At 65.7% G+C, this 16540-nt stretch carries 15 protein-coding genes and 1 tRNA gene; 9 read left to right on the top strand and 7 right to left on the bottom strand.

The features are described 5' to 3' along the window. Positions 1 to 43: 43 nt before the first annotated feature. Together radA and AC5RWU_RS06170 are read right to left on the bottom strand one after the other, a co-directional pair. The gene (radA, locus tag AC5RWU_RS06175; protein WP_494031349.1) at positions 44 to 1438 is read right to left on the bottom strand and encodes a DNA repair protein RadA; all 1395 of its coding nucleotides are present in this window, start codon (positions 1436 to 1438) and stop codon (positions 44 to 46) included. 49 nt (positions 1439 to 1487) lie between these two features. Further along, positions 1488 to 2615, bottom strand: a complete 1128-nt coding sequence (locus AC5RWU_RS06170) for an FUSC family protein (RefSeq protein ID WP_494031348.1) — start codon at positions 2613 to 2615, stop codon at positions 1488 to 1490. 237 nt (positions 2616 to 2852) lie between these two features. Here AC5RWU_RS06170 and pstS point away from each other — a divergent pair, with 237 nt between their 5' ends. The 4 genes from pstS to pstB all read left to right on the top strand — a co-directional run bounded on the left by pstS (position 2853) and on the right by pstB (position 6947). Next, positions 2853 to 3962 carry a phosphate ABC transporter substrate-binding protein PstS gene (pstS, locus tag AC5RWU_RS06165; protein ID WP_494031347.1) on the top strand — a complete coding sequence of 370 codons (1110 nt, stop codon included), beginning with the start codon at positions 2853 to 2855 and terminating at the stop codon, positions 3960 to 3962. 152 nt (positions 3963 to 4114) lie between these two features. Beyond that, a complete protein-coding gene (gene pstC, locus AC5RWU_RS06160; protein ID WP_494031410.1) occupies positions 4115 to 5032 on the top strand; it encodes a phosphate ABC transporter permease subunit PstC in 918 nt (305 codons plus the stop codon). Beyond that, complete coding sequence (gene pstA, locus AC5RWU_RS06155) at positions 5032 to 6138, top strand: phosphate ABC transporter permease PstA (RefSeq protein WP_494031346.1); 1107 nt, start codon at positions 5032 to 5034, stop codon at positions 6136 to 6138. Before pstC ends, pstA begins: the two co-directional genes overlap by 1 nt. A gap of 29 nt (positions 6139 to 6167) precedes the next feature. After that, entirely contained in the window at positions 6168 to 6947 is a 780-nt protein-coding gene (pstB, locus tag AC5RWU_RS06150) for a phosphate ABC transporter ATP-binding protein PstB (protein ID WP_494031345.1), read from the top strand. Between the two features lie 162 nt (positions 6948 to 7109). On the opposite strand, the gene AC5RWU_RS06145 is transcribed toward pstB, so the two are convergent. The 3 genes from AC5RWU_RS06145 to AC5RWU_RS06135 all read right to left on the bottom strand — a co-directional run bounded on the left by AC5RWU_RS06145 (position 7110) and on the right by AC5RWU_RS06135 (position 9734). After that, complete coding sequence (locus AC5RWU_RS06145; protein ID WP_494031344.1) at positions 7110 to 8126, bottom strand: inorganic phosphate transporter; 1017 nt, start codon at positions 8124 to 8126, stop codon at positions 7110 to 7112. After that, a complete protein-coding gene (locus AC5RWU_RS06140) occupies positions 8127 to 8744 on the bottom strand; it encodes a DUF47 domain-containing protein (RefSeq protein ID WP_494031343.1) in 618 nt (205 codons plus the stop codon). Positions 8745 to 9086: 342 nt separating this feature from the next. Further along, on the bottom strand, positions 9087 to 9734 hold the full coding sequence (locus AC5RWU_RS06135) for a hypothetical protein (RefSeq protein ID WP_494031342.1): 648 nt from the start codon (positions 9732 to 9734) through the stop codon (positions 9087 to 9089). A gap of 168 nt (positions 9735 to 9902) precedes the next feature. On the opposite strand from AC5RWU_RS06135, the gene AC5RWU_RS06130 reads away from it, so the two are divergent. Continuing rightward, positions 9903 to 9975, top strand: a tRNA-Lys gene (locus AC5RWU_RS06130). A gap of 188 nt (positions 9976 to 10163) precedes the next feature. Next, complete coding sequence (locus AC5RWU_RS06125) at positions 10164 to 10760, top strand: hypothetical protein (protein WP_494031341.1); 597 nt, start codon at positions 10164 to 10166, stop codon at positions 10758 to 10760. Here the strand turns inward: AC5RWU_RS06125 and AC5RWU_RS06120 are convergent. After that, positions 10744 to 11838, bottom strand: coding sequence for an FAD-dependent oxidoreductase (locus tag AC5RWU_RS06120; RefSeq protein ID WP_494031340.1), 1095 nt, complete (start codon positions 11836 to 11838; stop codon positions 10744 to 10746). The two genes, AC5RWU_RS06125 and AC5RWU_RS06120, sit on opposite strands and share 17 nt — an antisense overlap. A gap of 164 nt (positions 11839 to 12002) precedes the next feature. On the opposite strand from AC5RWU_RS06120, the gene AC5RWU_RS06115 reads away from it, so the two are divergent. The 3 genes from AC5RWU_RS06115 (at position 12003) to AC5RWU_RS06105 (ending at position 15751) form a co-directional block, all read left to right on the top strand. Beyond that, a complete protein-coding gene (locus AC5RWU_RS06115) occupies positions 12003 to 12443 on the top strand; it encodes a pyridoxamine 5'-phosphate oxidase family protein (RefSeq protein ID WP_494031339.1) in 441 nt (146 codons plus the stop codon). 94 nt (positions 12444 to 12537) lie between these two features. Beyond that, complete coding sequence (locus tag AC5RWU_RS06110) at positions 12538 to 13785, top strand: endonuclease/exonuclease/phosphatase family protein (RefSeq protein ID WP_494031338.1); 1248 nt, start codon at positions 12538 to 12540, stop codon at positions 13783 to 13785. Between the two features lie 115 nt (positions 13786 to 13900). Then, positions 13901 to 15751, top strand: a complete 1851-nt coding sequence (locus AC5RWU_RS06105) for a pyruvate kinase (protein WP_494031337.1) — start codon at positions 13901 to 13903, stop codon at positions 15749 to 15751. A 22-nt stretch (positions 15752 to 15773) separates the two neighbouring features. Here AC5RWU_RS06105 and AC5RWU_RS06100 read toward each other — a convergent pair whose 3' ends face one another. Further along, entirely contained in the window at positions 15774 to 16220 is a 447-nt protein-coding gene (locus tag AC5RWU_RS06100; protein WP_494031336.1) for a hypothetical protein, read from the bottom strand. Positions 16221 to 16540 lie beyond the last annotated feature (320 nt).

Raw genomic sequence — 16540 nt, 5'->3', positions numbered from 1 at the left:
GCAGCAGGCGCAGCGCGCTGGGCCGAATGCCGACTGCCTAATACTAATCGCCCTGGAAAAGGATCTGGATCGCTTCACTCAGGTGGGACACTTCCTGGACCCTGAACCCGTGCGGAATCCGTCCCGGCCCGTTGGCGGTTTCCGGTACGACGGCGTGCGTGAAGCCGAGGCGTTCGGCCTCCTGGATACGCCGGTTGATTCCCGGAACCGGACGCACCTCTCCGGCCAGGCCGACCTCGCCGAAGGCGATCATGCGGGTCCACAGCGGCTTCCGGTTCTTGGCGGACGCGATGGCAAGGGCTGTGGCCAGGTCCGTTGCCGGTTCGCTGAGCTTCATCCCGCCCACCGTGGAGACGTAGCTGTCATCCTTGGCCAGGTTCATGGCCGCCCGCATCTGCAGCACGGCCAGCAGCATTGAGACGCGGGAGGAATCCAGGCCGCTGGTCGCGCGCCGCACCTGGCCGCCGGCGGATTCGGCCACCAGCGCCTGCACCTCGGCAAGCAGCGGGCGCCGGCCTTCCAAAGTGACGGTGATGCAGGTTCCGGCTACCGGCTCCTTGGTGCGGGAGACGAACAGGCCGCTCGGGTCCGCCAGGCCTTCGATCCCGCTCTCGGTCAGGTCGAAGCAACCGACTTCGTCGGTGGGACCGTAGCGGTTCTTGACCGCCCGGACCAGGCGGAGCCGGGAGTGGCGCTCGCCCTCGAACTGGCAGACGACGTCGACCAGGTGTTCGAGCAGGCGCGGTCCGGCGATGGAACCGTCCTTGGTTACATGGCCGACCAGCAGGGTGGTCATGTTCCGGGCCTTGGCCGCGGCGATCACGGAGGCCGTCACTTCCCGCACCTGCGTGACGCCGCCGGCAGCGCCGTCGACCGCCGAGCTGCTGAGCGTCTGGACCGAGTCCACGATCAGCAGGCCGGGGTTGACCTGCTCAACCTGTCCCAGCGCCTGGCCGAGGTCGCTTTCAGCCGTAATGTACAGCGACGGGGCGACAGCGCCGATGCGTTCGGCGCGAAGTTTCACCTGGGCCGCGGACTCCTCCCCGGTGACGTAGAGGACATCGCGGCCATTCCCTGCAACGCGGGCGGCGACGTCCAGCAGCAGGGTCGACTTGCCCACCCCCGGTTCCCCGGCAAGCAGGATGACCGCGCCCGGAACCAGGCCGCCGCCCAGCACCCGGTCCAGTTCACTTACGCCGGTCGGCTGGTAGGTGGCCGCGGAGGCATCCACATCGGCAATCCGCTGCGCCGGCGTGATCACGGTGGTGGCCGCCGTTGTACGCGCTACTACCTGGCCGATTTCCTCAACCGTCCCCCAGGCCTGGCACTCGCCGCAGCGGCCCACCCACTTGACCGTGCTCCAGCCGCATTCCCCGCAGCGGTAACCGGGTGCTTTGCTGGTGCGTGATGCTGGGGTGCGTGACGTCCTGGTGCTCATGTCAACCGAGGCTACCCGACGGCGGTGACAGTATTCGGAACCGGGAATACTACAGCCGCGGCAGGTAGCCGGCGGCCTCCTCGTGGCTCAGTCCGGTCGCCTGCAGTAGATCCACCATGAAAGGGCGGAACAGCAGGACGAATCCCTCCGCCTCCATGCCGCTGGCAGCGAGGGTGCGCGGGTGCATCCGGGTAATGATCGAGGCGAGATCATTGCGGGCGCGCCGCAGGTTCCGGTCCCGCACCACGCTGTCACCGCTGGACAGCGCGACCGCCAGCACGTCTACGGCCTCCGCCGTTTCCTCCAGCACCCCGCTGATGGATTCGACCGCCTCGTCGGCGAGCACCGCATGGTTGATGACGGAGGTAAGGCGCCGGGAGATCACGCGGCTGTTCCTAATGGCCAAGTCAATGAATTGCAGGGCACCGCCGAGGTCCTCGAGTTCCTCCCGATGGCGCCGGTAGGCCGGCGACAGCGTGGCCACCTCCTTGGCTGACTTCAGGGAAGTGTTCACTTTGTCCACTTTGGGCTGGCAGCTGCGGGCCCGGACCAGGGCGTGCCACGCCAGGGTGGAGTCACTTCGGGCGATGGCAGCTGCGGTTTCACGCAGCACCTGCGAAAGTTCGCCCAGCAGCACGCGCACATCCGTCTTCGGTTCCCGCCGCGGATCGCGCGGGACCAGCATGGTCAGCAGCAGCGCCACCAGCCCGCCCACGACGGCGTCGAGTGAGCGGGTGAAAGGCCCACCTTCCGGCGCGGGCAGCATGACCACCAGCAGCGACTGCAGGCCCAGTTGGGTGGTAAAGACATTCCCGGTATCCAGGAACCGTGCCAGCAGCACAGACAGGAAAAGAACGATGGCGGCCTGCCAGATTCCGGTGCCGAGCAGATGCAGCAGCGAATCGCCTACGGCGATGCCGAGGGTGCAACCCGCCGCCACCTCCAGGACGCGGCGGACCCTCGCCTCACGGGAGAAGCCAAGCGCGATCAGCGCAGACGTGGCGGCAAAGATCGGTCCGTCGTGTCCCAGCACATACTGGGCGAACGCGTAGGCGCCAACGCCACCGGCCGTGATCTGGAGTGCCGGAACGATCGAATTTCGGCTGCGCTTCAGGCCGACGCGGGACCGTTTGCGCAGAAAGCTCAACAGGTCAGTGAAGCGGTTCCGCGGGGCCATGGGATCAGTCTAAGCCGAAGCCTCATAGCAGATTTGAATATGGGATCACTCACAAACGGTTGCTTGACGCGTCCAGAAGGAGGCAAGTCCACCTTCCGTTAACTTTCTGTTTACTTTAATCGTTCAGCGTCTTTACCTGGTGCGCATAGGTTCGGAACGCGTACCCGAGTGCGTTATTACTCACCGAGTGCAATCGAGGCACTCCCACCCGGTTCTCCCTGGAAGGGGCAATATCAAGTGAAGGCTCTTCGCTTCGGCCGCGCCGCGGCTGTTCTCTCCGTCGCCGCTCTGGCTCTGACCGCCTGCGGCACCGACAACCCGACCGGCACCGCAACTGAAGGCGGCACTGAAGGCGGCAACGGCGTTACGGGCACCCTCACCGGCGCTGGCGCTTCCTCGCAGGACGCAGCCATGCAGTCCTGGATCGCAGGATTCCAGTCCAGCAACCCCGAAGCCACCGTGCAGTACTCCCCGGATGGCTCCGGTGCGGGCCGCGACGCGTTCCTGGCCGGCGGTGTCCAGTTCGCTGGTTCCGACGCCTACCTGGATGAAGAAGAAGCCCAGCAGGCCACGGAGGTCTGCGGACCCGACGGAGCCTTCAATATTCCGGCCTACATCTCCCCGATCGCCGTGGCCTTCAACCTTGAGGGTGTCGACACCCTGAACCTTGACGCGGCCACGATCGCGCAGATCTTCCGCGGCCAGATCTCCACCTGGAACGATCCGGCAATCGCCTCGCAGAACGAGGGCGTCGAACTGCCGGCTACGCCGATCACCGTGGTCCACCGCGGCGATGAGTCCGGCACCACCGAGAACTTCACTGAGTACCTGGCCGCCGCAGCTCCCGAGGTCTGGACCGACGAGCCGTCCGGTGACTGGCCGGCCGCCATCCAGGCCGAGAACGCCCAGGGCACCAGCGGCGTCGTGTCCACCGCCAGCAGCACCGACGGTGCGATCACCTACGCCGATCACTCGGCCGTGGGCGACCTGGGTCAGATCTCCGTCAAGGTCGGCGAGGAATACGTTGCCCTGACTCCGGAAGCTGCTGCCACCGCCGTTGAGGCCGCCACTCCGGTCGAAGGCCGCGGCGAGAACGACATGGCGCTGGACCTGGACCGCACCACCACTGAGTCCGGTGCCTACCCGATCGTGCTGATCTCCTACCACATCTACTGCTCCGCCTACCAGGACCAGGAGACTGTTGACCTGGTCAAGGCATTCGGCAACTACGTCGTCAGCGAAGAAGGCCAGGCGGCTTCCGAAGACGCCACCGGCAGCGCTCCGCTGTCCGACACCCTGCGTGAGCAGGCCGTGACCGCAATTGACTCCATCACGGTTGCTTCCTAGCAAAAGCTGCATGCCCCGTCCGGCGCGAGGTTCTGCCGGACGGGGCTTTGCCCTGTGTACAGGGTTCTTGTATTTCCCTCCACAGCCATGAACACTGGCCATGGAGATTCGCTTCACCGACATGCCTGAAGGGTCGTGCAGTGTCCACAACAATGAAAGGCACCAGCACCAGGGGCCAGACGGGGGACAAGGTCTTCTCCGGGGTTACCCTGTTTGCCGGATGCCTCATCCTCTTCGTCCTCTTCTGCGTCGCAGTCTTCCTTATCTGGCAAGCACTGCCCACGTTTTCTGCCGACCCCGCGGACATTAGCGGCGGCGAAGGGTTCTTTGCCTACATCTGGCCGATCGTTATCGGCACCATCATCGCCGCAATCATCGCGCTCCTGATCGCCACGCCGATCGGCATCGGTGTGGCACTGTTCATCTCGCATTACGCGCCGCGCAGGCTTGCTTCCGGGCTCGGCTACGTGATCGACCTCCTGGCCGCGATTCCGTCCGTGGTCTATGGCGCCTGGGGCTTCACAGTCCTGGCTCCGGCGCTGGTAGCCCCCTACACCTGGCTGTCGGAAAATGCCGGCTGGATCCCGATCTTCGGAGGTCCCGTGAGCCAGACCGGCAAGACCATGCTCACCGCCGGCATCGTCCTGTCGGTGATGATCCTGCCGATCATTACCTCGCTGAGCCGCGAAATCTTCCTGCAGACCCCCAAGCTCCATGAAGAGGCAGCCCTGGCCATGGGCGCCACCCGCTGGGAAATGATCCGCATGGCGGTGTTCCCGTTCGCCCGTCCCGGTGTTGTCAGCGCCGTCATGCTTGGCCTTGGACGCGCGCTGGGTGAAACCATGGCGGTTGCCATGGTGCTCTCCGGCGGACCGCTGATCGCAAGCCTGGTCCAATCGGGCAACCAGACCATTGCCGCGGAGATCGCGCTGAACTTCCCCGAAGCCTTCGGCCTTCGGCTGGCGGAGCTCATCGCTGCCGGCCTGGTCCTGTTCGTGATCACGCTGGCCGTCAACATGATTGCCCGCTGGATCATTAGCCGCCACAAAGAATTTTCGGGAGCAAACTAATGTCGCACGCCACCACTCCCACACGCCGGCAGTCCGCGCTCACCAAGAACCAGCTGCCCGGCTGGACCGTCTGGGCCGTCGTCGCCGGATCGCTGGTCCTCGGTGCCGCATGGTCCGCCCTGATCGGGTTCAGCGTCGTCGGCTGGGCATGCTTCTCGGCGCTGATCTTCGTGGTCGCCAGCACCATCGCCACCTGGGCGGTCGAAGGCGGCCGCAAGGGCCGGGACCGCCTGGCCACGAACCTGATCTACGGGTCCTTCATCATTGCGGTCGTACCTCTGGTCTGGGTCATCTGGACAGTCCTCGAAAAGGGAATTCCCGGACTGAGCCTGGACTTCCTGTCCACCTCCATGAACGGGATGACAGGCACCGTCGACAACCGGACGGTCCAGGAAGGTACCGATGTACTCGGCGGCGCCTACCACGCCATCGTGGGCAGCATTCTGATCACCTTCTGGGCGACCCTCATCTCCGTCCCGATCGGCCTGCTCACCGCCATCTACCTCGTGGAATACAGCAAGGGAGGGCCGCTGTCCCGGGGCATCACGTTCTTCGTCGATGTCATGACAGGCATCCCTTCCATCGTGGCGGGCCTGTTTGCGGCGGCGTTCTTCGGACTGATTTTCGGCCCCGGCACCAGGACCGGCTTCGTTGCCGCTGTGGCGCTGTCCGTCCTGATGATCCCCGTGGTGGTGCGGTCCACCGAGGAAATGCTGAAGATCGTCCCCAACGAACTCCGCGAGGCCTCCTACGCGCTTGGCGTGCGCAAGTGGCGGACAATCGTCAAGGTGGTCATCCCGACGGCCATCTCCGGCATCGCGTCCGGCGTCACGCTGGCCATTGCCCGCGTCATCGGCGAGACCGCACCGCTGCTGGTGACGGCAGGCTTCCTGAACAGCATCAACTTCAATGTCTTCGGCGGCTGGATGACGACGCTGCCCACGTTCATCTACCGGCAGCTGGTGAGCCCCACCTCGCCGACCAGCCCCGATCCCAGCGTCCAGCGGGCGTGGGCGGCAGCGCTGCTGCTGATCATCTTCGTGATGCTGCTCAACCTGATTGCCCGGCTCGTCGCCCGCATGTTCGCGCCGAAGACCGGCCGCTAAGCCTTCCACCCTCAAAGACAAGGAACATTATGTCTAAGCGAATCGACGTTAAGGATCTGAACGTCTACTACGGGAACTTCCTCGCCGTGGAAGGCGTCAACATCAACATTGACGCACGCTCGGTCACCGCCTTCATCGGACCGTCAGGCTGCGGCAAGTCCACCTTCCTGCGCACCCTCAACCGCATGCACGAAGTCCTGCCCGGTGCCCGCGTCGAAGGCGAGGTCCTCATGGATGGGGACAACCTGTACGGCCCGGGTGTGGATCCCGTTACCGTGCGCAGCCAGGTTGGCATGGTCTTCCAGCGGCCCAACCCGTTCCCCACCATGTCCATCCGCGACAACGTCCTGGCCGGCGTCAAGCTGAACAACAGGCGCATCAGCAAGTCGGATGCGGACGCCCTGGTGGAAAAGTCCCTGCGCGGCGCCAACCTCTGGAACGAGGTCAAGGACCGCCTGGACAAGCCGGGCTCCGGGCTGTCCGGCGGCCAGCAGCAGCGTCTCTGCATTGCCCGTGCCATCGCCGTGCGCCCCGACGTGATCCTCATGGACGAGCCCTGCTCCGCTCTGGACCCGATCTCGACGCTGGCCATCGAGGACCTGATCAACGAACTCAAGAGCGAATATACGGTCGTGATCGTCACCCACAACATGCAGCAGGCTGCCCGGGTGTCGGACAAGACCGCGTTCTTCAACATCGCCGGCACCGGCAAGCCCGGCAAGCTGATCGAGTACGCGGAAACGACCACCATCTTCAACAACCCGACCGAGAAGTCCACCGAGGACTACGTTTCCGGCCGCTTCGGATAGGCGGCGGCTGCCTGCCGCTGCCGCGCCGGTTCGTCCTTGCGGACCGCGGCGGCATTAGACGCAACTGGGGTTGGTCCCGTGGGGGGACCAACCCCAGTTGCCCATTTAACCTGCATTGGTGGTCGGTGGGGAACCGAAGCAGGTTACGTTTACGGCAGAACCCTATGTCTGCAGGAGGGGACTGAGCGCCAGGAAGAAAATGGCGCTCAACAGGCCCGAGACCACCAGGGTCAGGACCCAGATCATCAGCATCTTCCCCACAATCGGCCAGCGGACCGCACCGAACCGCTGATTGGATCCGGCTCCGATGACGGACGAGGCCAGGGTGTGGGTGCTGGACAGGGGCATCTGCAGGGTCAGGGCCCCGAAGAAAAGCATGACCGAGGATAACCCCTGGGAAATCACGCCGCGCATCGGGTCGACGGCCACGAGCCGATCGGACAATGTATGACTGATCCGCCACCCCCCGAACAGGGACCCCACGGCGATCAGGACGCCCGCATACAGTTGGACCCACAGTGGAATTGCCTCTGCATCTGAGACACCGGCGAAGAGCAGCGCGGCGGCCACGATCGCCATCGACCGCTGGCCGTCCTGGATCCCGTGCCCCAGCGAGAAGCAGCCCGCAAGCACGGACTGTGCCCGTCGGCTGCCGGTGTGGACGGAACCGGGCGCCGCATAGCGAGAAATCCAGACTGCCGGATATACCAGCAGGAAGCCCAGGATGAAGGCGACCACGGGTGAAACCAGCAGTGGCAGCAGGATCTGCAGCCAGAGCACCTGGGTGATGCCGGGGACTTCCTGCCCGCCGATGAGTCCGGAAGCCGAACCAGCTCCGATCACTCCGGCCAGGATGGCATGCGTGGACGACGACGGCATCCGGCGCCACCAGGAGAAGAGTCCCCACATGCTCGCGCCCGCAAGGCTGGAAATCAGGATGACCAAACCATCCCGGCCCGGCGGCACCGACGTCCAGGCATCCAGGAGCACCAGCGCGAGTCCGGTGCCCAGCAGGGCACCGATCAGGTTGAAGAAGGCGGCCAGGACGACGGCGACAGTGGGCGTCAGAGCGCGGGTGCGGACGGCGACGGCAACCGAATTGGAGACATCGTGGAAACCATTGATGAAGGTGAATACACCTGCAAGCACGATGACCGCCACCAGCAGGAAAACCGTCATCTAGGATTCCTTGACCAAAATGTTGCCCACAAAGGTCGAAACACGGCGCAGGCACTTGGTGACACCCACCAGTTGCTCCGCCACATCCCGGTGCTTGATGTACACCATCGGCTTGTGGTCCCGAAGCAGCTCGCGGTTCCAGATCCGGTGCGTGCGTTCGGCCTGCCTGGACAGCCGCAGCATCTCGAGCCAGTACTCTTCCAGCTCGTCAAAGGAATTCAGCCGCAGCATGGCTCCGGTCGTCAGTTCCGCCTGGCGCCCGATGACTTCGAGCTGCTCGGCTGCCCGTCCGGACAGACGGTCCAGCTCATGCAGCGAGATCAGATCGGCTACGCTGTCCAGCGCTTCCATGGCGTCGTTGAGCAGGCACGCCAGATCGTACAGATCCTCGCGGGGAAGGGGATTGATGAAGCTCGTCCGCATCCGGGTCATGAGCGCGAACTGCAGATCGGTGGCCTTGGATCCGCGCTGGTGCAGATCATCGGCCAGTCGTTCGAACTCCTCCACCGGTGCCCCCAGCAGCTCCGAGAGGACGGAGACACCATGGCGCAGTTCCTGGGCCATTTGCGAGAGCAGATCCAGGGTGGCATTTTCCTGCGGAAAAAGGCGTAGCTTCACATTGTCACCAGGAGTTCGGAGGGGCGGCTGTTCAGCGCCAGAATATCCGACTGAGGTGAACAGCGAGGGAGCGTGCGACGCTGGACACAGTAATGGTGCCGAACTGGTAGCGCCTCTCGGCGGAAGGCCGCTCGAAGCGGCTACAAGTTGGAGCCCGGGGCTTCCAGTTCGACACCACTTTTAGTCTTCTACTACCGGGGGCATGTGTCAACTCGTTGACTTTTCGCGGAAAATCCCCTTCGATGTGCCGGCGGCGGGATCTGCGCAGAGCCTATTTGCGCGGCCAGCCAGGCCGCGCGGACGCGATGAGGGGTCCGGTTATCCGTCTAGTCTCGAGCTCGTCTAGTCGAGCTCGCCGCGCCGCCACGCCGCGGCAGCGGCCTCAAGGTCCTCGGCGGTCTTGACCAGCAGGTGGGAGCTGCGCGTCAGCTTGCTCGCGTGGTTTTCATTTGATGCTTCGGCGGCATCCGCATGGTTGGTCTGTCCCTGGGCGATCACCCGGCAGTAGGCGGCGAAACGTTCCAGCGCGACGTCGAATTCCCCGTCGAATGCACCGGACAGGATCCGATCAGCCATCGACCTGACCTCATCCGCACCGGGCGGTTCCGCGACTCCGGCTACGGCGTTGGGCACCTGCGCCTGGTCCTTGCCGGAGGCGAAGTATGCGGCGAAACGCTCCGGGTTCTGCTGGGTTGCGGCGCGGAGCGCGTACAGCCGCCACAGGGCTCCCGGCAGGGAACGGGCCGGACTCTCGGCCCACATTTCCGCGATGGCATCAAGTCCTTGCTTGTCCGCAAGCTTGACCAGGCGCTTGGTGACTTCCGGGTCCTCGCTGGCCCGTCCGTGATGGACCAGCGCCTGCGCTGCGAGATGGGCAGCTTCAGAAACCCGGGCAGGATCGGCGCCGCCAGCGAAGGGTTCGAAATCCAGCGGAGCGAACGGCTTCGGCCGGTGATGCCGTGGAGCTGTGTTTCCGGTGTTCTCGCTCATGTGATGACGATACTCCTCGGCCGCCCTGCGGGTCGAGTATCGCCGGACCCGCCGGACGGCGGCCGGCGGGCCGTGCGGCGGCGGACCGGCGGTCCTGTCGAGTCAGGTAGACGAGGTGCGATAAGCTATTAAGGTCGATTTGGCTGCAGCCCATGCGCCAAGTGACCGGGGCCCTTAGCTCAGTTGGTAGAGCATCGGACTTTTAATCCGTGGGTCGTGGGTTCGATCCCCACAGGGCCCACCGAAAAGAACCTCTGACCAGGCGTTATTCCGGCAGGGGTTCTTCCGGTTTAACGGTTGTTGCTATCTCTGCCGCGCGCTTGTTCCTTGACGCGGGCACGGCACCGTACTGCAATTGAATACACGGTGGTTTCATGCGTCGCAGAATCGGACGGACCACCGCCGGGACACGGGCCGGGAGGAAGAACCATGTTGCCGGACACCGACGGAATGCTGCTGGTGCTGCTGGCCGCTGCGCTCCTTGTGGGCATCTGGGTTGCCACGGCGTTGGCCGTCGGTTCGGGCCTCCGGGAGCAGGCCGTCGATCGACTTGATGCCGTCTTCTGGTACATCTTCGCGGGTGTGCTGGCCGCCGTCGTTGTGGTGCTGGCAGCCGCCGCGGCGGCGCCGGGCAGCGCCGCCGTCCTGGGCGTCTTTGCCGCCGCTGCCTCACTTCCCGCCGCAGCTGCGGCGTGGCTGTGGCGCAGTCGGCAGGAGCGCCGCCGCTGCAGCAGCCAGGCGGCCGCGCAGTGGGAATCAGTGAGGGAGCGCCATGACGTCCTGCTGGCGCGCTGGCTGCGCTATGAACTGGATGCCGACTGCCAGATTGACCACCCCTGCATGACGGATGTCCGGCATCCTGCCACGGCTGCCATGGTCCGGGCGATGGGCAGGGCAGGGCGGCTGCGGGACAGCATGCAGCCGGATGCGGATGCCGCCAGCTACGCAGCCTCCGTTGCCGAATTCGAGCGGCTGCTGGAGGCGGCGGAGGCCGCGGCCGGCATCAGGGCTATCCCGCGGCGCTGAGCAGGGGTTCCGGCTCCGTGCCGGCCGGCGCCTGCCGAAGCAGTTTCAGGGCTCCCATAGCGGCCGTCCGGCCCGCACGGGTTGCGCCGACAGTCGAGGCCGAGGCACCGTAACCGACTAGGAGCACGCGCGGATCCTTGACCACCCGCGTGCCGTCCATGACGATTCCGCCGCCCGGTTCACGCAGGCGCAGCGGAGCCAGGTGATCCAGCGAGGCGCGGAAGCCGGTAGCCCACAGGATCGCGTTGGCTGCCACCAGGGTTCCGTCCGGAAAACGCACGCCGCCTGCCTCAATCGAAGTGAACATGCCCGCGGAAACCAGGATGCCGGCGTCGATCCCGGCCTGGTACTGGGCCGTGAGCGGCAGTCCGGTCACCGAGACCACGCTGCGCGGCGGCAGTCCCGCCCGGGTGTGCTCGTTCACGCGCCGTTCCACGTCCCGGCCCCAGTCCGGATTGAATTCGCGGCTGGTGAAGACCGGCGGACGGCGCGTGGCCCAGGTCGTGGTGGCGCCGGCGGCAGCCAGCTGGAGGAGGAACTGGGCGGCGGAAGTCCCGCCGCCGACGACCACGACATGCTGGCCGCGGAACTCTTCGGCGGACCGGAAGTCGTGCGTGTGCAGCTGGCGCCCGCGGAAGAGCTCGCGGCCCGGATAGTACGGCCAGTACGGCTTGTCCCATGTTCCGGTGCCGTTGATGAGCAGGCGGGTTTCCCGCGTTCCGCGGTCGGTGCGGACGGTAAGCGGGCCGCTGGTATCCGTGCCGGTCACCTCGCGGACGGCCTCGGGCCGGTGGACGGGCAGGTTGAACTTCCGCTCGTACTCCCCGTAGTAGCGGCTGACGACGGCGGACGCCGGCTCGGCCGGATCGGGCATCCCGAGCGGCAGGCCGGGCAGGTCGTGGATGCCGTGTGCGGAGTCGAAGGTCAGCGAAGGCCAGCGGTGCCGCCATGCTCCGCCCGGACCTTCGTTGGCATCGAGGACCACGAAGTCCCGCTCGGGCACCAGGTCGCGGCGCTGCAGATGATATGCAGCGGACAGTCCTGCCTGTCCGGCCCCGATGATGACGACCTCCAGCACAATTCCTCCCACTTTGTTGACGCATCAACTTCTACTGGGTCAACGGGCGGGGGCCCGGGGTTTATTCCGGCGTGCACTAGTGGAGCCGCCCGGACTCTGGAACACTGGACCGCGTCAGGGCGGCTGGCGCCGCCGGGAGGTACCGGGACAGACGAGGGACGGTTATGACAAGCGATCTTGCTTCCGAATGGTTCCATGGCGCAGAGCGCGGCAGCGAAGACCTGAGCGAAGAGCAGTGCTGGAGCCTTCTGATGGCCAGGAACACCGGACGCATAGCGTTTGTCGCCGAGTCCCGGATCCTGGTGCTTCCGGTCCACTACCTGGTGCGCGAACGCGAAATCTTCTTCCGCACCGCCGAGGACGGCATCATCGGGAATGCCCTGGTGGGCGCGGCGGCATCCTTCCAGATCGATGAGGTGGATCCGGCACTCCTCTCCGGCTGGTCCGTGCTGGCAAGCGGGCCGGCGGAGCATGTGGAGGACAAGGAACTGCTGACCACACTCTGGGGCCAGGCGATGGAGCAGCCGTGGATGACGGGCATGCGCAACCTCTTCATCCGGGTTACCCCCAGCATTGTGACGGGCCGCCGGGTCTTCGTTTCCTAGGACCGGCGCACCCGGAGTTTCGCGGACCGTCATGCGCGGTTCAGGTTGGATGCCTAGCCTCGGGGCATTCTGACCCAAGGACCGGAGGATCATCATGCGCCAACCCATCCGCCCCCTCGCCGCAGCAGCGCTGGCCGCGCTCGCAGCGGTGACTGCCGCCGTCGTACCTGCCGCAGCGGCACCAACCGGAAGCAGCGGCGACCACGGCAGCGCGGACAGGACCGTCCGCATCGCCACCTACAATGCGAGCCTGAACCGCAATAATGCCGGCGAGCTGCTGCACGACCTGCAGGCCCCCGATAACCAGCAAGCCCGGAACGTTGCGGAAGTGATCCAGATCAACAACCCCGACGTCGTGCTGATCAACGAGTTTGACTACTACGCCGGCAACCAGGCCGTCGATCTGTTCCGGGACAACTACCTGGAGGTCGGCCAGAACGGGCAGGCTCCCGTCGAGTACCCCTACGCCTATACTGCGCCGTCCAACACCGGCGCGCCCAGCGGGCTGGACCTGAACAATGACGGCCGGATCGGCGGGCCGGACGACGCCTACGGCTTCGGACTCTTCGAGGGTCAGTACGGCATGGTGGTGCTGTCCAAGCATCCGATCGATACCGCCAATGTCCGCACCTTCCAGAATTTCCTCTGGAAAGACATGCCGGGCGCCCTGCTCCCGGACGACCCGGCCACCGCGGCGCCGCACGACTGGTTCTCCGCCGAGGAGCTGGAACACGTGCGGCTCTCCAGCAAGTCGCATTGGGACGTCCCCGTGGTCATCAACGGCAAGACGGTCCACGTGCTGGCCAGCCACCCCACCCCGCCGTCGTTCGACGGGGCGGAGGACCGCAACGGCAAGCGCAACAATGACGAAATCCGGCTGTGGGCCGACTATGTCACGGGCGGCAAGGCAGCGTCCTACATCTATGACGACGCCGGCACCACCGGCGGTTTGAAGCCGGGCGAGCGGTTTGTAGTTATGGGGGACCAGAACAGCGACCCGCGTGACGGCGATTCCGTTCCCGGATCCATCCAGCAACTGCTGGAGCACCACCGGATCCAGGATCCGCTGCCGTCCTCGGCGGGTGCGGCTGAGGCCTCCGGGCTGCAGGGCTTCAGCAATGCCGGCCACCTGAGCAACCCCAGGTTCGACACCGCCGACTTCAACGACAACCCCGCGCCGGGCAACCTTCGTGCCGACTACGTGCTGCCGTCGAAGAACCTGAATGTGCGGAATGCATTCGTGTACTGGCCCCGGCAGGGCGAGCCCGGTTCAGAACTGACCGGCACCTTCCCCTTCCCGGCCAGCGACCACCGTCCGGTGATCATTGACGTGAAGCTGTAGCCGCTCCCGGCCCTGCTGGACAGGTTCCAGCAGGGCCGGGACGGAAGTGGCATTGTTGGAGTATGCAGTCCAGGAACCTGACTTGAGATCCACAGGTAATGGAGGGGATGCAGCGATGGAGTCCACCGAAAGGCAAGCACTGCGGGGCCTGCTGGCGGATGTTCGGATGCTGCGCCGGGCGATTGTGGAGGCCGAGGTCCGGCAGGGGGCCGAAATCGCGGCCGTCCGGCCGCGGCATCGGTACAGCGCGACAAACCTCGTCCATTATGTGGAGCTGCGCCGCCACGATGTCCGGGAGTTGCAGGCGCGCCTGGCACGCCATGGTCTGACGTCGCTCGGGCGAACGGAATCCCGCGTCCTGGCCAACCTGGATGCGCTGCTTCGGACGCTCACGCGGCTGGCTGGTGCAGAGGCCGATGAGCCGCCGCTGCCGGCGGAAGTGCCCGACGGCGGCGAACTGCTGCTGCGTAATGCCACCAGCCTGCTGGGCCCGCGGCCGCACCACCGCGCGACCCGCATCATGGTGACGCTGCCCAGCGAAGCCGCCACGGACCCGGCATTGGTCCGGGACATGCTGGCCCGTGGAATGGACATCGCCCGGATCAACTGCGCCCACGACGGTCCGGAGGTCTGGGACGCGATGATCGCCAATATCAGGGCGGCCGAGGAGGCAACCGGAACGCACTGCCTGGTGTCCATGGACCTGGCCGGACCCAAACTCCGGACCGGTCCGGTTGCGCCCGGCCCGCAAGTCCTGCGGATCAAGCCGGTGCGGGATCAGCTGGGCCGCGTGGTCGCCCCCGCCCAGCTCTGGCTCGGGCAACGTCCGGACGGGGCCGAGGCCGCCGAGGCCGCCGATGCGCCGGTGGTGCCGTTGCGTGAACCGAAGTGGGCCGGCCGGCGGCGCGTGGGGGACCGGATCAGGCTGGCGGATGCCCGCGGTTCGGTGCGCACCTTCAGTGTCGATGCCGTGCACGACGGCGGTTGCCTGGTTTCCGTCCGCAGCACTACCTATCTGGTCCCGGGACTTGAACTGTCGGTGGGCAAGGACTGGTCCGGCCGCGGCGGACGCATCGCCCACGTCGGTCCGCTGCCGTTGGCCCGGCAGGCACTGCGGGTGCGGCGCGGTGAACGGATCGTGCTCACGAAGGACATGTCGCCGGCGGAGGTGGCCGACGGAGGGGTGCACCGGATCGGCTGTTCGCTGCCCGAGGTGTTCGCCGATGCCAAGCCGGGTGAGCGTGTGTGGCTGGACGATGGCAAGATCGGCGGCATCATTACAGACGTGTCCAGGGATGAGCTCAGCCTCAATGTGCTGACTGCCGGCCCTGCAGGTACCAAGCTGCGTGCGGAAAAGGGCATCAACGTCCCCGACACCAAGCTTTCGCTTTCAGCGCTCGCGGCGGAGGACCTGGCGCATCTGGATTACGTGAAGCAGCATGCGGATATCGTCAGCATGTCCTTTGTCCGCAGCCCCGCCGACGTGAGGGATCTCCTGCGGCACTTGGATGAAGTGGAGGACCGGGCGCTCGACATTGTGCTTAAGATCGAAACTGTTGCCGCCTTTGAAGCCCTTCCGCGGATCCTTCTGGAGGCGATGCGCTGGGAAAATGTGGGCGTCATGATCGCCCGCGGAGACCTGGCCGTGGAAGCCGGATTCGAGCGGCTCGCCGAGGTGCAGGAGGAGATCCTGTGGCTATGTGAGGCGGCGCATGTGCCGGTCATCTGGGCCACCCAGGTCCTGGACACGCTGGCCCGGACGGGGCTGCCGTCCCGGGCCGAAGTCACAGACGCCGCGATGGCGGAAAGGGCCGAGTGCGTCATGCTGAACAAAGGTCCGTACATCGATGAGGCCATCACCATGCTGTCTGGGATTTTGGGCCGGATGCAGGACCATATGCACAAGAAGCGCAGCCTGCTCCGCCGGCTCCGGGCCTGGGACCTCGACCACGCTGAAGTGCGGTGAAGCAGCCACGTCCCGGCCGCATTCAGCCTGCAGGCATGGCCCGTTCGCGTCGTCGCTGCCATCCGAGCGCCTGGATGGCAAGCACGGCGCCCAGGATTCCCAAACCGGCGGCCAGGATTCCGGGTGAGAGGAACGTCAGCGCCAGGAACCACGGGGCACCGAATGCATTGTCGCCCATGACCGATGGATCAGCGGGAGCGACGGTGTACGGATAGGCGGCCGCCCAGACTCCAAGGCCGGTTATCAGCAGCCCGAACAGCCAGAGCCCGACAAGGTACGGATTGATGCCGGGGCGGTCAGGCCGCGCGCCGGCAATGTCTTCATCAGCCGCCGGTTCGGCGTGGACCGGGACCGCCGGATCCGCCGGCGTACTCTCATGGACGCGGGCAGGTTCCGGTCCGCCACGCTGGTAAATGGACTCGTAACGGCTATCGAAGCTTGGCCTGTTCGGCAGGTCCTGACGACTCATTGGTTCCCCCTGGACTTGGGCTCCCCCTGGACTTGCTGCAGCAGCGGCTGCCCCGGCGCTTCGGCGCTTCCGCGGGCGGACGGGAATGGTGTTGCCCAGCAATCTACTGCAGTGTCGATCCTCCCGGGAGTCCCCAGATTTGGGGGGAGTGAGGGCAGGCCACTGCGAGGGACAGCTGTCAAAGGAGCTCCAGCCGGAGCCCTTCTTATCTCGCCGGAAGGGCGATGTTCACTGGGTGTTGGTTGTGGATTTGCGCGGGGGGTGGGTGGGGTGTATTGTTTTCTGAGTCGCCGCCGCTGAGGCGGGGCGCAAATCCTTTA

Source organism: Arthrobacter sp. B0427-1-12 (genome assembly GCF_059092905.1).
Note: the sequence above shows the minus strand (reverse complement) of the source record. Positions and strands in the feature narration are given on the sequence as shown.

What these genes read in the sequence shown, in the direction of transcription:
- radA (WP_494031349.1), bottom strand. Translation starts at nt 1,438, where the DNA reads ATGAGCACCAGGACGTCACGCACCCCAGCATCACGCACCAGCAAAGCA.
- AC5RWU_RS06170 (WP_494031348.1), bottom strand. Translation starts at nt 2,615, where the DNA reads ATGGCCCCGCGGAACCGCTTCACTGACCTGTTGAGCTTTCTGCGCAAA.
- pstC (WP_494031410.1), top strand. Translation starts at nt 4,115, where the DNA reads ATGAAAGGCACCAGCACCAGGGGCCAGACGGGGGACAAGGTCTTCTCC.
- pstA (WP_494031346.1), top strand. Translation starts at nt 5,032, where the DNA reads ATGTCGCACGCCACCACTCCCACACGCCGGCAGTCCGCGCTCACCAAG.
- pstB (WP_494031345.1), top strand. Translation starts at nt 6,168, where the DNA reads ATGTCTAAGCGAATCGACGTTAAGGATCTGAACGTCTACTACGGGAAC.
- AC5RWU_RS06145 (WP_494031344.1), bottom strand. Translation starts at nt 8,126, where the DNA reads ATGACGGTTTTCCTGCTGGTGGCGGTCATCGTGCTTGCAGGTGTATTC.
- AC5RWU_RS06135 (WP_494031342.1), bottom strand. Translation starts at nt 9,734, where the DNA reads ATGAGCGAGAACACCGGAAACACAGCTCCACGGCATCACCGGCCGAAG.
- AC5RWU_RS06125 (WP_494031341.1), top strand. Translation starts at nt 10,164, where the DNA reads ATGTTGCCGGACACCGACGGAATGCTGCTGGTGCTGCTGGCCGCTGCG.
- AC5RWU_RS06115 (WP_494031339.1), top strand. Translation starts at nt 12,003, where the DNA reads ATGACAAGCGATCTTGCTTCCGAATGGTTCCATGGCGCAGAGCGCGGC.
- AC5RWU_RS06110 (WP_494031338.1), top strand. Translation starts at nt 12,538, where the DNA reads ATGCGCCAACCCATCCGCCCCCTCGCCGCAGCAGCGCTGGCCGCGCTC.
- AC5RWU_RS06105 (WP_494031337.1), top strand. Translation starts at nt 13,901, where the DNA reads ATGGAGTCCACCGAAAGGCAAGCACTGCGGGGCCTGCTGGCGGATGTT.
- AC5RWU_RS06100 (WP_494031336.1), bottom strand. Translation starts at nt 16,220, where the DNA reads ATGAGTCGTCAGGACCTGCCGAACAGGCCAAGCTTCGATAGCCGTTAC.